This window comes from Amazonocrinis nigriterrae CENA67 (genome assembly GCF_016056305.1).
GTDB classification, from domain to species: domain Bacteria; phylum Cyanobacteriota; class Cyanobacteriia; order Cyanobacteriales; family Nostocaceae; genus Amazonocrinis; species Amazonocrinis nigriterrae.
In genome coordinates this window covers 1-14913 of sequence record NZ_JAECZC010000105.1, presented here as the reverse complement: position 1 = coordinate 14913, position 14913 = coordinate 1, and the positions used below count along the sequence as shown (strand labels likewise).

Sequence of the window (14913 nt, the reverse complement as noted above, 5' to 3'; positions counted from 1 at the left end):
TTTTGAAGAGATGATGATTGCTCTCTAAACCAAGCTAGGGCCAATGTGATCAATGGAATACTTGAGCGCAACCGTATTTTGCTTTACTGACGTGCAGAGGTTAAGATGTGCTTAATAATTTACAAGTAAGAGTAATTTACAATGTTTTGGCGGCAAATTAGTGCGACAAAGTTTGCTTCAATAGTATAGAATGCGCGAATAACTTGCCTGTGCTGTGTGGTGGTTTTTGAGGATGACCCTTTCGCTTAAAGATAATTCCAATTGGTTGCGAGTGCGACGTTACTGGGAACTGCTGCAAGTCTTGGTATCGCGTAATCTGAAAGTGCGCTATCGTGGTTCGTTTTTAGGGGTTTATTGGTCACTATTAAACCCGTTGATTATGACGGGGCTATATACTGCGATTTTTGGAACAACCTTTGCGTCGTACTATGGTAATTCCATACTAAACTACATGTTGGCAGCCTTTACAGGGCTGGTAGTCATCAATTTTTTCTCAGCTTCTACCTCCCAAGCTTTAAGTAGCGTAGTCACAAACGGATCGCTACTGAATAAGATTCAACTGCCGAGTAGTATTTTTCCGGTATCGATGATTGCAGCGAATGTATTTCAGTTTGCGATCGCTGTGCTGCCTTTACTAATAGTAATGACTTTTATTAATTCTAAGAGTCTATTGAATGTTCTAGCGCTACTATTTCCATGCCTTGCTCTCATCTTAGTTTCCACAGGTATTGGATTTTTAGTCAGTGCATTGTATGTCTTTTTTAGAGACTTGCCTTACTTTTATGAATTAATCGTATTTGTGCTTTGGATTACCAGTCCCATATTTTATCCGGCTGCAATTGTCCCAGCACAGGTCAAGTCATTTTTGGGATTAAATCCGCTTTCACCGATTATTGAAAGTCTGCGTCAGATTACATTATCAGGAATGCTACCGGATTTAAATTTAATTTGGGGTGCTTTGTTCACTGGCATTATCATCTTGTCCCTAGGATGGACTTGTTTTCACTCGTGGCGTTCTCATTTCATGGATTTGCTGTAGATGGAAGTCATTCGTCTAGATAAAGTTTCGTTGTGGCGGCGGACTCAAGAAGAGTTTTCTTATGACCTCAAAAAGACTATTCTATCCATTTTGGAAGGTAAATATCGCAGACCTGCAAAAAAATTAGTACTAGATCAAATTGATTTAGTAATTGAACAAGGAGCGAAAATAGGTATTATTGGGGCAAATGGATCTGGTAAATCAACACTATTAAAAATAATTTCTGGGATTCTTCAACCAACGAGTGGAACAGTACGGGTACGCGGTAAGATTGCACCATTGATTGAACTAGGAGCAGGATTTGATCCGGAAATTTCCGTAATGGATAATATCCAACTTTATGGAGTATTATTGGGGTTTTCTAGAGCAGAAATGCGCCACAGAGCAAAGTCTATTTTAGAATTTGCAGAATTGGAGGATTATGCATTAGTACCTGTGAAAGGTTTATCTTCTGGTATGGTAGCAAGATTGGGATTTTCTATTGCTACCGATATACAACCTGATATTTTGATTTTGGATGAAGTGTTATCGGTAGGAGACGAAAATTTTAAAAATAAGTGTAAGCAAAGAATTAATAAATTTTGGGATGAGGGCGCAACGGTTTTAGTGGTATCTCATGATTTGGATTTGATTAAACAATCCTGTGGGTGGGTAGTTTGGTTGGACAAAGGAAACATCCGCTTTGCAGGGAAAGCTGACGCAACTGTCAATTGCTACTTAAATGCTCTCAAATCAATATGAAATAATTTTTTATAAAAGATTTTTTCAAAATTCACATATTTTCCTGACTCGAATAATGATTGAAATAAGTACCCCTGAAATTAACCCTGATATTATCATAAACAAAATCCGTGAAAAAATTGCTAAATCTCTAGATAACTCTCGTAATATGCATCAAAATTCTGATCCAGACAAAATGATACAATTTATTCATTATATTGAAGCTTTGTTGAGAAATGCAGAGTCTAGAGCATATATTCGGACAAAATTGCCGTCTAAAGTCAATCGTTTTCCTCTTAACTTTAATCCTAAAATATCAAAATTAATTCTTAAATTATTTAATTTTTTATTCAAAGATCAAAGAGAAGTAAATCTCAATTTAATCACTGCTTTAAAAGAATCGGTAGCGCTCAATAAAAAATTGATAAATCAAATCATAGATCTGAATACACAAATCACAGATCTGAATACACAAATATATGAGCAGTTCAGTAATGTAGATAGTCGTTTCCAAGTACTAGATCAGCGTCTGAATGATACATCTATAAGTATTCAAGGAATTGATGAGAATATAAATATCAAAGATTCCTCAATTAATAACTGTCTAACTGATATTCAAAAACGTTTGGGGAATGTAAATAGTACATTACAAGGTATAGATGAGCATTTAGTTGCTGTAGATGAGCATTTAGTTACTGCGGATAATCGTGTCCAAGAAATTGATGAGCGTTACATGAAAAATGACAGTTATCTCAAAAATGACTTAATACAGCAAAAGCGCTTAATCACAATGTTTCTAGAAGAAGCACAAAAACGTCTAACAGAACCTTTCACTCAAGACCAACTACACAGCTTCGCAAAAGAGAAGCAACATACATTAGATGCTTTTTATGTAGCTTTTGAAGACCAATTTAGGGGTAGTCGTGTAGATATTTTGAATAGGTTAAAAGTTTATTTACCTTTGATTGAAGAAGCAGATATTGGCAAACCAGACTCGCCTATTTTAGATGTCGGTTGTGGGCGGGGTGAGTGGCTAGAACTGCTGCGAGAGTCAGGACACACAGCTAGGGGTTTGGACATCAACAGAGTAATGCTAGAGCAATGCAGAGCCAGAGGTTTAGAGGTTCTAGAAGCGGATGTGATTAGCTATTTGCAATCTCTCCCAGATGCAAGCTTGGGTGCAGTAACTGGTTTCCACATCATTGAACATCTACCATTTGAGGTATTGCTCAAGTTATTCAATGAAGCTACTAGAGTGCTTAAAACTGGTGGATTGATCATTTTTGAAACACCAAATCCTGATAACGTATTAGTGGGTAGTAACACATTCTATCTCGATCCAACTCATCGCAACCCGCTGCCAAGTTCTATGATCAAGTTTGTGGCTGAATCATTTGGTCTATCGAGAGTTTCATGTATCAAGCTTCATGATACTGCTGAATCCAGGTTGACTGGCTCAGAAGTGGCTGAGCGTTTCAGTGATTACTTTTATGGGCCACAAGATTATGCAGTTGTAGGATTTAAGCCATGAGAGTATTAATAGTTACGACTCAAGTTCCCTTTGTTAGAGGAGGTGCAGAGATACTAGCAGAAGGGTTGCTCAAAGCTATACGTACTGAAGGTCATGAGGCTGAGATAGTTGCAATTCCCTTCAAATGGTATCCCCCAGAACGAATTTTGGATACTATGTTGGCTTGTCGCTTACTAGATCTATCAGAAGCTTGTGGTCAAGTTGTAGATAGAATTATAGGTCTGAAATTTCCTGCATATTTAATTCCACACCCTAATAAAGTCATGTGGCTGTTGCATCAACATCGCACAGCTTATGATTTGTGGCAGACAAATTATTGCGATCTAATATATTTCCCAAATGGATTACAAATTCGTGAAGCGATTATCAATGCTGATAATCAAATTATGAAGGAGTATAGCTCTATATATACTATTGCTGGAAATGTTTCCAAACGTTTAAAGAAATTTAATCAAGTAGATTCAATACCACTTTATCATCCTCCTCAAAATTCAGAACTTTTCTATTGTCAAGAACCAGATGATTATTTCTTCTTTCCTAGTAGACTTACGACTCTCAAACGACAAGAACTTGTAATAACAGCCATTGCACAAACCAAGAACCCTGTAAAGGTCTTGTTTGCAGGTAAGCCGGATACAATAGCTTATGCTGAACATTTAAATAATTTAGCTAAAAAGTTACGAGTTACGAAGAAGATAGTTTTTTTAGGCGAAATTAGTGAAGAAGAAAAAATTAGAAGATATGCAAAAAGTATAGGAGTTATTTACCCTCCCTTGGATGAAGACTACGGCTATGTAACCTTGGAAGCAATGCTAGCATCTAAACCTGTTATTACTTGTACAGACTCAGGAGGTTCCTTAGAATTTATCCGTCATGAAGAAACTGGATTATATAGTGAGCCTACTCCTCAATCTCTTGCAGCAGCGATGGATCAATTATGGGAAAATCGTTCTTGGGCACAATTTCTTGGAAAGGCGGGACGAGACTATTATGATAGCCTCAACATCTCATGGTCTAAGGTTGTTCAAAAGTTACTCTCATGAAACTTAATTGGTTTTCGCCAATACCACCAGCCAAAACAGATATTGCTGAGTATACAATGCGTGTAATTCCAGCTTTAAGTCACTATGCTGAGGTATTGCTATGGACAGATCAGTCGACATGGAATTCAGAGGTTGAGAAGTATGCCAAAGTTTGCCAATATAATTTTGTGAATGTTCCTTGGGCAGAAATTAACGAAGCTGATTTAAATATATATCACATAGGTAATAATACAAATTTTCATTACGAAACCTGGCAGATTAGCCAACAATGTCCTGGGCTAGTTATTCTTCATGATTTTAAGCTCCAACACTTTTTTACTGGTATCTATAAAGAAAAACAAAATAATCAACAAGCTTACATATCTTACATATCACACATGAAAAGATACTATGGTGTTGAGGGTGAGCAAGCTGGTGTCAGGTTTTGGAATGGTGCTTTAACAACTGAATACATGGCTGAACACTATCCTTTAACGTTTCTAGCTTTAGAAAATGCAGTAGGAGTAGTAACTCATACAAAAGAGGTTTTTCATACGCTCAAACAGAAAAATCGTTGGCTTGTGGGCTATGCACCTCTACCTTATGTTAGTAAATGGCAAGCAAAAACAAGTAATAAAGTAGTTAATGCACCATATAGGTTAATAATTTTCGGATATATTGGGCCCAATCGCTGTTTGGAACCTTTTCTAAAAGCTTTATCTAATTTTCCTGAAAGAGACCATTTTCGTTTAGACATTTACGGTGAAGTTTGGGATAAAAACTACATCTGCTATCAAATTCAGAAGTTAGGACTGAGTGACTTAGTAAAACTGCATGGTTTTGTCAAAGAAAGTGAGTTAGACTCAGCTTTGGCAAATGCTCATCTAGCTGTAAATTTGCGCTATCCAACGATGGGAGAAGCTTCAGGAAGTCAACTTCGGATTTGGAGTCATGCGCTTCCCAGTTTAGTTACACAGGTTGGATGGTATGCAGAACAACCTGAAAATACAGTTGCATTTGTGCGTCCAGAGCATGAAATTGAGGATATTCAACAACACTTTAGAAATTTTATTGCCAATCCCGAACTCTTTGCAGCAAAGGGGAAAAAGGGTCAGCAACTTTTGCAAGAGCAACATAACCCAAAAATTTATGCTCAGGCAATTATCAGCTTTGCAGAAAATAGTCAAAAATTCAGAAGTAATGCTGTAGCATTTGATCTCATAGAAAAGGTAGCAGAAGAACTAAGTAGCTGGATGAATTATGAAATATTAAATTCACAATTAGAACAAATTGCAGAAGCTATATATTTTATTGGTAGAGAATTTCATAAATTTAAATAATTTTACGAAAAAGTCAATACTATTGTCAAAGCTTGAAAAAATATTTCAATACTTTGTTTGAATATATAAAACCCAACAAGTATATATGAGTGAACCCATTTTAGAACCAATATTAAGATACTTGCGGCTACGAAGAGTAATACGTCATATCCCACAAGGATCAGTAGTTTTAGATATAGGTTGTGGTAATAAAGCAGCTTTTTTAAAAGCGATATCTCCCTTTATTAAACAGGGATTCGGGGTTGACTTCAAAGTAAATAATTATCAATTTGATAATATTCAAACTAAACAATTGAAGCTAGAAAACCATTTGCCCTTTGCTGATGAAACTTTCCAAGTGGTTACTATGCTAGCAGTTTTGGAACACATTGATCAAGAAAAGGAAATTTTACAAGAAATTTATCGAGTTCTTATGCCAGGTGGCAAATTGGTATTGACAGTTCCATCAGTATGGTCTCAGCCAATACTAGAATTTTTAGCTTATAAACTAAAAATTATAAGTGAAGCCGAAATTCGGGATCATAAAAGATACTACAATCGTAGCAAACTCAAGAAAGTTTTGATTGAGGTTACTGGATTTAAATCTTTCCATCATGAATATTTTCAGTTGTGGATGAACAATTTTTGTACAGTTGTGAAAAAGGTTTAATTTATTTATATGAAACTATCTGTTATTATTCCCTGTTATAACGAACTTGGAACAATTGAACAAGTTTTACATGCAGTTAAGACATCTCCTATCCAAGACTTAGAAATAATTATTGTTGATGACTGCTCAACTGATGGAACAACAGATATATTATGTTCTAGATTGGAGCTAGAAGTAGATCAAATTATTTATCACAAAAAGAATATGGGGAAAGGTGCTGCATTACGCACCGGTTTTGCTGCTGCAACTGGTGACATCGTAATTGTTCAGGATGCAGATTTAGAATATGATCCCCAAGAATATCCTTTAATGATTAAACCAATTATTGACAATAAAGCCGATGTAGTTTTCGGCTCGCGTTTCCAAGGTGGTAGACCTCACAGAGTTGTCTACTATTGGCACAAAGTGGGTAATGGCTTCCTAACAATGTTATCAAATATGTTTACCAATATAAATCTAACAGATATGGAAACTTGTTATAAAGCATTTCGTAGGGAAGTTATTCAATCTATAAGGATCAGAGAAAATCGCTTCGGCTTTGAACCTGAAATAACAGCAAAGGTAGCTAAAATGGGTTGCCGTATTTATGAGGTTGGCATATCTTATTATGGTCGTACATATAAGGAAGGTAAAAAAATTAGTTGGAAAGATGGATTCAGAGCTATATATTGTATTATAAAATATAACTTATTTTGAAATAATAATTGTACTTACATTTTTGCAATTAAAAAACTAAAATGCCAGAAAGACTTAAAGCAAATTTAATCTTTACAATTGAAGTTTTAAGTATATTTTTGTTTTGTATTATAACCTACCTGGCTAATGGAGTAACCATAAGTAGCGGTGATGCAATTCCTAACACTTTATTAGCATTCAATCTGCTTGAGAACCATACTTTTCATTTTGATGCTTTCAGAGAAAGTTATTTTTGCTCAGATAATTATTCACCTTGCTATTTTTTTACAGAGGCTAATAATGGTCATTTAAGTTCTGTATATCCAATTGGCCCTGCGATTGTTACTTTTCCTCTATACCTAGTCTTTTATGTTTGTTTTAAGTACATATATGGTTTATCAGCTTCAGTTCCTCTTGACTTAACATCTGCAAACTTTGAAGTATACAGAATACTTTTTGAAAAATTAGCTGCAACAATAACCACAGCTGTTACAGTAGTCATATTTTATTTATCTACAAGGTTAAAATTTGATAGAAATATATCTCTAGTTTCAACTTTTGTTTTTGCCTTTGCTACAAATACTTGGATGACAAGTTCTCAAGGACTATGGCAACACGGAATATCTAATTTAGCTGTTACAAGTATTATATTTTGCTTACTTAAGGCCAATCGTGCTGTAGAACAACGCCAAAAAAACTGGTTATTATTGGCAGGATTTGCTTGTGGGCTTTTACCTGGTATTCGTCCTACTAGTACACTTTACATGATTGCAGCTATTGTGTACTCAGTTTTTACCTATCAATTAAAATCTATTTACTTGTTTTTTGGTTTGTTTTCTGCAATACCTAGTATTCTATGGAATTTATACTACTTCAGCAACCTTACTGGTGGCTACTCAAAACTATTTTCAGGTTCACCATATATTTTCAATTTTAATAATTTTATCAAAGCTTCTTTAGGAACGTTCATTAGTCCTAGTCGAGGTCTTTTAATATTTTCTCCTATAGTTTTATATTTTCTTCCAGGAGCTTATCAAGTTTTTAAATTAAGATCCACTAAAGATGAAAAAATGATAGCATGTATGACTATTGCTGCTATTATTTTAAGTTTGAGTTATTGCTTCTATATAGTTTGGTGGGCTGGCTTCAGTTATGGATCAAGGTTCATGACTGATATAATGCCTATAATTTGCTATCTACTGAATTACTTTTTAACGATTAAAATTATAAATAATAGAGTAACAAAAACATTCATCATAAATATATCAGTTTTTATATGTTTGCTAGTGTTTTCAACATTAACTCAGTTTGTAGGAGCTTTTGGATATAATCCTGGCGGTCAGTGGAATAGTATCCCTTTAAATATTGATAAATATCAATATAGGCTTTGGAATATACGCGATAACCCAATAGAAAGAAATGCTAATGCTTTATTTTATAAGATTATTAAACTACCCATAGATAATGCAGTTTACATCCAAGACCTGGACGGGGTGATTAAAAAAGTTATGGATGAAAATAATCAACCTTTTGGTTCGCTAATTTTAGTTAAGGCCGGATCTCAAAAAATTATTAAGGCCAATATTGAAAATACGGGTTTATCAAAGTGGTTTGGTTATGAATCTGCTATAGAAAAGGGTGAAGTGCGGGTAAGAGGGCGTTTTTATGATGAAAATAACCAGCAGATCAATGAAGTTAGACTGTTTGTTTCTGGAAATCCTAAACAGTATGAATCATCAAATGCGATCGCTTCTATTATTTTCCCTGAAAAACCAGGAATGTACAAACTTACCTTAGACTTGATAGCTGAAGGTTTAGGTGAATTTCCACAAAATGTTAGTCAGCCAAAGTATGTAATAGATGTAAAGGTGGAAGATTAATAAAGTAATTTTAAAAATTGTTTAGTTAGATAGTTTTATAGTTGAACAAAAAATAACTAACTTAATAATTTTAATAATTAATATATTCTAGTAATTATATAGAAAAATGCAAAAAAATAATGATATGTATGAATATTTTGAAAATTATAAAATATCAATTAATATATATAAGCTTATATGAGATTAATCTTAATTAGAAAAAACTGAAAAATTAGTGTGAGGATATATCTGTGACACCACAAGAATTTATTTTACTGCTGATGTCAGTCCTAGCCAGTATAGGAGGACAATTTTTTTTAAAAGCAGGTGCTTTGAAGTTAGGCAGAGTCCATGTAGGAAATGCCGTGAGCCACATTATTAGTATTATTACAATACCTGAACTTCTAATAGGACTGACCTGCTATGCTTTGGGCGCTTTAGCCTATATCCTTCTGCTAACTAGAGTCAACCTCAGCGTTGCCGGGCCATCAGTATCACTAGTTTATGTTTTTTCAGTATTATTAGGTTATTTCATTTTTAAAGAAACTATTCCACTAACACGCTTAGTGGGCTTGAGTTTAATCGTGAGTGGAGTAATATTAGTTGTTTGGCAAAAATAAACTCTAATTACCAACGTGACGAAAAAAGCTCTAATTACCGGTTTAACCGGACAAGATGGCTCTTATCTAGCTGAACTCCTTTTAGCCAAAGGCTACCAAGTCTTTGGCTTAGTTCGTCGTTCCAGCACTAGCAACTTGGAGCGCATTACCCATCTTTCAGGTAACGTTGAAATTGTGTCTGGTGACCTTTTGGATCAGTCTTCTTTGATGGATGTGATTGCAGAATCACAACCTGATGAAATCTATAACCTTGCCTCGCAAAGTTATGTTCCGCTTTCGTGGACACAACCAGCACTGACAGCGGAATACACAGCCCTCGGTGTCTCTCGACTACTAGAATCCATCCGCCGCTGCAAACCGGATGCTAAATTCTATCAAGCCTCTAGTAGCGAAGTCTTCGGTCAGCCAGACGAATCACCGCAAACTGAACGCACTGCTTTCCGTCCCCGCAATCCTTACGGTGTTGCCAAAGCTTATGCTCACTGGATGACTGTCAACTATAGGCAAAAATACAACCTCTACACATGCTGTGGCATTACCTACACTCATGAATCTCCTCGACGCGGTACAGAATTTGTATTTCGCAAAATTACACATACAGCAGCTCAAATCAAACTCGGTTTCACAAATGAACTAAAATTAGGCAATCTTGATGCCCGTCGTGACTGGTGCTACGCCAAAGATGCTGTTTACGCCATGTGGCTGATGTTGCAGCAAGAACAGCCTGATGACTATATTATTGCTAGTGGTGAAACTCACTCTGTCAAAGAACTTGTTGAGTGTGCCTTTAATTGCGTTGGTCTCAACTGGCAAGATTATGTATCAGTTGACCCTGCTTTTTACCGACCTGATGAACCAGTACAATTGATTGGTTCTATTAATAAAATTAAAACTGAGCTAGGTTGGCAGCCTCAACATTCCTTTGAAGAATTGGTCAAGTCAATGGTTGATTATGATCTCACAAAATTGAGTAATGGCAGAGCTTAAATATTTTCATGCTAAAAATTGTAGTTGATGCTACCCCTGTAGATCCAAAACAAAGTGGAGTAGGCTTTTATGTGGCTAATTTAATATGTGCCCTTGATGCACTACAACAAGAAGAAAATTTTCAGCTAGGAGTAGCTTATCAACCAGGTTTAAAGAAGTGGCTGCAATGTAATTTCACTTTTCCTAACTACCTTGAACATTATTCTCAAAAGCATTTGCTGCCCTTACCTGTGAGAATATCAGATTTACTATTAGCAACTTCTTTTAAACCTAGTTTAGCTTACTTTGAAAAATATTTTGGCTTTCCAGATATATTACATGGCACTAATTACTCTGTTTATCCCTGTCAGAATAGTTTAAAGGTAATAAATATATATGATTTAACTTTTATTAAATATCCTAATTATATAGACTCAGTTGTTCAAACTTATGCTAGAAAGGTTAAACGCTGTTTACAGTGGACAGATTTAGTTTTGACAATTTCTGAAAGTTCTAAAAAAGACATTATTGAATATTTACAAGTAGATCCAAAAAAAATCTGGGTTACGCCTCTAGCTAGCCGCTATCATTCTGATTATTTATGTGGCAAAAATATTCAGGAATTGGAAAATAAAGTTAGCTATGATTTTTCTAAGCCATATCTACTATTTGTTAGCACTATAGAACCAAGAAAAAACATTAATAGTATAATTACAGCATTTAATTTTTTAAAATTTCAGTATAAAATCGACCATCAATTAATATTAATTGGTAAAAAAGGATGGAATTATGCTCCAGTATTTACAGCTATTGAAACTTCTCCTTGGCAAAATGAAATTCATCATCTTGACTACTTATCTGATGAATTAGTTGCATTATTTTACTCAAAAGCTGATGTTTTCGTTTATCCATCTCATTACGAAGGATTTGGGCTACCTGTATTGGAAGCGATGACCTTGGGTACACCTGTTATTGCTAGTAATACTTCGTCCATTCCAGAGGTTACAGGAGATGCAGCTATACTAATTGACCCCAATGAACATGTCCAACTAGCTGAAGCTATCCTGAAAATAATCAGTGACTCGGAGTTACGCCAAGACTTAATTAATCAAGGGAAAGAAAGAGCAAAATTATTTTCTTGGGAAATAACGGCAAGAAAAACATTAAAAGCTTATAGAAGCATAATTTAATGAATATTATAAATCAAGAATTAATTATTAATTTATCTATTGTTTTATCTCAACCAACAGGCATCAGTAACTATGCTAAAAAGATATTTCCGTATTTAAAAGCTCTCAATCCCGTTTTATTAACGTCGCAAGAATACTCTGATTTTAAATGCCATTTAATCCCCAATAATCTTACTCCTGCTCATGGTACAAAAGGGCATTTTTCCCGCCTTGTTTGGACGCAATTCCAATTACCAAAAATTTATAAAACTTTACGATCGCGCCTGTTATTTTCCCCACTACCAGAAGCACCTCTATACACCAAATGTCGTTTTGTGGTGATGTCACACGACCTGATACCGTTGCGCTTTCCTAAACCTTTTTCACCGTTGACACCCTACCATCGCTACTACATTCCCCAAGTTCTCAAGCAAGCGCAACACATCATTTGTAATTCCCAAGCCACAGCTAAGGACATCATCGACTTTTATCGAATTCCAGCCAGCAAGATTACTCCCATTCACCTAGCCCACGATCGCACTCACTTTCGCTTTCTCAATCTACCCCAAGGCAACTACTTCCTTTACATTGGACGGCAAGACCCATATAAAAATTTACACAGGCTCATTGCAGCCTTTGCTGCACTACCCAACAGGGAAGACTATCAACTGTGGTTCGCAGGCCCCAGCGATCGCCGTTATACCCCGGTTTTACAGGCACAAGCTAAAAAACTGGGGATAACTAATCAGGTAAAATTCCTCAACTATGTACCTTACAACGAATTGCCAGCAATCATCAATCGGGCGATCGCTCTTGTCTTCCCCAGTCTTTGGGAAGGCTTTGGGTTTCCTGTTTTAGAAGCAATGGCTTGTGGTACTCCTGTCATCACCTCCAACCTTTCCTCTTTACCAGAAGTTGCTGGCGATGCAGCCATTCTCATCAATCCCTACAACACAGGAGAAATTACTGAAGCAATGCAAACAATTGCTACAGATTCACAATTGCGATCGCAGCTTTCCACCCAAAGCATCGCCAGAGCAGAGCAATTTAGTTGGGAAAAAACAGGACAAGCCACTGCTGAAGTCCTGAAACAATTTCTTTAGGGGAGCAGGGGAGTAGGGGAGCAGGGGAGCAGGGGAGTAGGGGTGAAATAACTAATAGCAATTCCCAATCCCCAATCCCCAATCCCCAATTTTACGGTGTTCCCACCGCGCCAGAGTATACTAAACCCCGTTGCAGATCTAGTGTCAGAATTGCTCCATCTCGAATTACTTGTGTCGCCTTCTTCACACCAACAATCACAGGTACACCGAGACGTAAACCAATCACTGCTGCATGACTAGTCAAACTCTCTTCTTCTGTGATAATCCCAGATGCTTTGCGAATTGCCTCTACATAATCAGCACCAGTGCGAGGAGCAACTAAAATATCTCCAGGATTAAAGTTACTCGCTTCTAAACCAGTGTAAGCCACTCTGGCGCGACCACTCACCAAACCTTGTCCTAGTCCAATTCCTTGTCCTAGCACTGCTGTCACTACCTCAACCTTAATCAAATCTGTTGAGCCAGAAATCCCTTGGAGTGTACCAGCAGTCATTACTACCAAATCACCCTCAGATAATAACTGATTTTCCTGAGCAACGTTAATTGCAGCTTGAAATGTCTGTCCGGTAGAAGGTAGTCCCAGTACCAACAGCGGTTTTACTCCCCATACCATCTGTAACTGCCGTGCTACATTAACGTGGGGCGTGATTGCTAATATCGGTGTGTGGGGACGGAATTTAGAGACATTGCGAGCTGTTGCCCCTGTTTGTGTTAGGGTCATGATTGCCGCTGCTCCCAGTTGTTCAGCAATTTGGCTCACGGCTTGACTAATTGCATTGGGAATAGAACGCCTGGAATCTCTCATTTGACGTGCTGTAGACTGCGCCTCTTCTTGCTCAATGCGTTCAGCAATTCTTGCCATAGTTGCTACTGCTTCCACTGGGTAGTTACCTACAGCAGTTTCATTGGAGAGCATCACCGCATCCGTACCATCTAAAATTGCGTTGGCCACATCTGACACTTCTGCACGAGTGGGACGCGGGTTGCTCACCATGCTATCTAACATCTGGGTAGCCGTGATGATGGGAATCCCCAAGCGGTTTGCCGTAGCAATCAACCGCTTTTGCAATACGGGAACATCCTCCGCAGGCAGTTCTACGCCCAAGTCGCCTCTAGCAACCATCACGCCATCGCACAAAGCCAGAACCGCTTCCATTTGTTCAATAGCTTCATGCTTTTCAATTTTGGCAACTACTGGTACTTGCTTGCCTGTGCTGGAAATTAGTTCTTTAATTTCGATGATATCTTGGGGATTACGAACAAAGGAAAGTGCTACCCAATCTACGCCTTGGTCTAGACCAAACATCAGATCCTCACGGTCTTTGTCGGTCATAGCTTTAATCGATAAGTAAACTCCCGGAAAATTTACGCCTTTGTTGTTAGATAGTTTACCGGCCACAGTCACGCGACAATGCAAATCACCTTTGTCCCGGTTAATCTCCTCCACCAACATTTCTACTCGTCCATCATCGAGGAGGATTTTTGCACCTACGGGAACTTCTTCTGCTAGGTAATCGTAGGTGACACAGCTGATTTCTTGTGTACCGATAACTGGGCGATTTGTCAAGGTGAAGCGATCGCCTTTTGCCACAACTATAGACCCATTTTCAAACCGCCCCAAGCGAATTTTTGGCCCTTGTAAGTCTTGGAGAATTGCCACTGGTTGATTTAGTTCAAAGGCAGTTTGTCGAATTAGGCGAATATTGCGCTGATGGTCGGCATGAGTACCGTGGGAGAAGTTTAACCGCAGCGTCGTTGCACCCGCTTCAATAATCGCCTTCAGCATTTCTGGGCTGCTAGTGGCGGGGCCAATGGTAGCGACAATTTTTGTTCGGCGTAGAGAATCTCTTAATTGCATAAGGGCTGGTTCTGGGGAACTGTCTGGGAAATATTGCTAAATTTGTACGGGCGCAAGACCTTGCGTCCATCGTACTGGTGAGTGCTAAGTCGAAAAAGGATTTTCATTATTTGTTATGCCCAAATGGGCAAAGCCGTCTATCTAGAAAGTCATAATCAATAAACAAGGGGTAATTGATATTCAGTCACATATTATGTTTGTGACTCAAACAGTTATATCAAGGCGGCAAAGGCTTGGAACTGGGGGAGTAATTTTGAAGGTGAAAGGCACTGGGAATTGGGAATTGGGAATTGGGAATTGGTTATTCTCCCTCATCTCCCTCATCTCCCTCATCTCCCCCATCTCCCCCATCTCCCTCATCT

At 37.5% G+C, this 14913-nt stretch carries 13 protein-coding genes; 12 read left to right on the top strand and 1 reads right to left on the bottom strand.

Annotated elements, in window-relative coordinates:
• The first annotated feature begins 232 nt into the window (after positions 1–232).
• The 12 genes from I8748_RS32455 to I8748_RS32400 all read left to right on the top strand — a co-directional run bounded on the left by I8748_RS32455 (position 233) and on the right by I8748_RS32400 (position 12693).
• Positions 233–1039 (top strand): ABC transporter permease, encoded by an 807-nt coding sequence (locus I8748_RS32455; RefSeq protein ID WP_198128592.1) that lies wholly within the window; start codon positions 233–235, stop codon positions 1037–1039.
• Positions 1040–1780, top strand: coding sequence for an ABC transporter ATP-binding protein (locus tag I8748_RS32450; protein WP_198128591.1), 741 nt, complete (start codon positions 1040–1042; stop codon positions 1778–1780).
• A 55-nt stretch (positions 1781–1835) separates the two neighbouring features.
• The gene (locus tag I8748_RS32445) at positions 1836–3290 is read left to right on the top strand and encodes a class I SAM-dependent methyltransferase (protein ID WP_198128590.1); all 1455 of its coding nucleotides are present in this window, start codon (positions 1836–1838) and stop codon (positions 3288–3290) included.
• A complete protein-coding gene (locus I8748_RS32440) occupies positions 3287–4333 on the top strand; it encodes a glycosyltransferase family 4 protein (RefSeq protein ID WP_198128589.1) in 1047 nt (348 codons plus the stop codon). Before I8748_RS32445 ends, I8748_RS32440 begins: the two co-directional genes overlap by 4 nt.
• Positions 4330–5652: a glycosyltransferase gene (locus tag I8748_RS32435; protein WP_198128588.1), complete on the top strand. Its 1323-nt coding sequence runs from the start codon at positions 4330–4332 to the stop codon at positions 5650–5652. Before I8748_RS32440 ends, I8748_RS32435 begins: the two co-directional genes overlap by 4 nt.
• Before the next feature lie 85 nt (positions 5653–5737).
• The gene (locus tag I8748_RS32430; protein ID WP_198128587.1) at positions 5738–6301 is read left to right on the top strand and encodes a class I SAM-dependent methyltransferase; all 564 of its coding nucleotides are present in this window, start codon (positions 5738–5740) and stop codon (positions 6299–6301) included.
• A gap of 9 nt (positions 6302–6310) precedes the next feature.
• The gene (locus tag I8748_RS32425) at positions 6311–6997 is read left to right on the top strand and encodes a glycosyltransferase family 2 protein (RefSeq protein ID WP_198128586.1); all 687 of its coding nucleotides are present in this window, start codon (positions 6311–6313) and stop codon (positions 6995–6997) included.
• A 41-nt stretch (positions 6998–7038) separates the two neighbouring features.
• Entirely contained in the window at positions 7039–8856 is a 1818-nt protein-coding gene (locus tag I8748_RS32420) for a glycosyltransferase family 39 protein (RefSeq protein ID WP_198128585.1), read from the top strand.
• Positions 8857–9086: 230 nt separating this feature from the next.
• Entirely contained in the window at positions 9087–9455 is a 369-nt protein-coding gene (locus I8748_RS32415) for an EamA family transporter (RefSeq protein WP_198128584.1), read from the top strand.
• Positions 9456–9470: 15 nt separating this feature from the next.
• Positions 9471–10442: a GDP-mannose 4,6-dehydratase gene (locus I8748_RS32410; RefSeq protein ID WP_198128583.1), complete on the top strand. Its 972-nt coding sequence runs from the start codon at positions 9471–9473 to the stop codon at positions 10440–10442.
• Positions 10443–10450: 8 nt separating this feature from the next.
• Positions 10451–11611 carry a glycosyltransferase family 4 protein gene (locus I8748_RS32405; protein ID WP_198128582.1) on the top strand — a complete coding sequence of 387 codons (1161 nt, stop codon included), beginning with the start codon at positions 10451–10453 and terminating at the stop codon, positions 11609–11611.
• Entirely contained in the window at positions 11611–12693 is a 1083-nt protein-coding gene (locus I8748_RS32400; RefSeq protein WP_198128581.1) for a glycosyltransferase family 4 protein, read from the top strand. Before I8748_RS32405 ends, I8748_RS32400 begins: the two co-directional genes overlap by 1 nt.
• A 91-nt stretch (positions 12694–12784) precedes the next feature.
• Here I8748_RS32400 and pyk read toward each other — a convergent pair whose 3' ends face one another.
• Positions 12785–14551, bottom strand: coding sequence for a pyruvate kinase (gene pyk / locus I8748_RS32395; RefSeq protein WP_198128580.1), 1767 nt, complete (start codon positions 14549–14551; stop codon positions 12785–12787).
• Between the last annotated feature and the right edge of the window lie 362 nt (positions 14552–14913).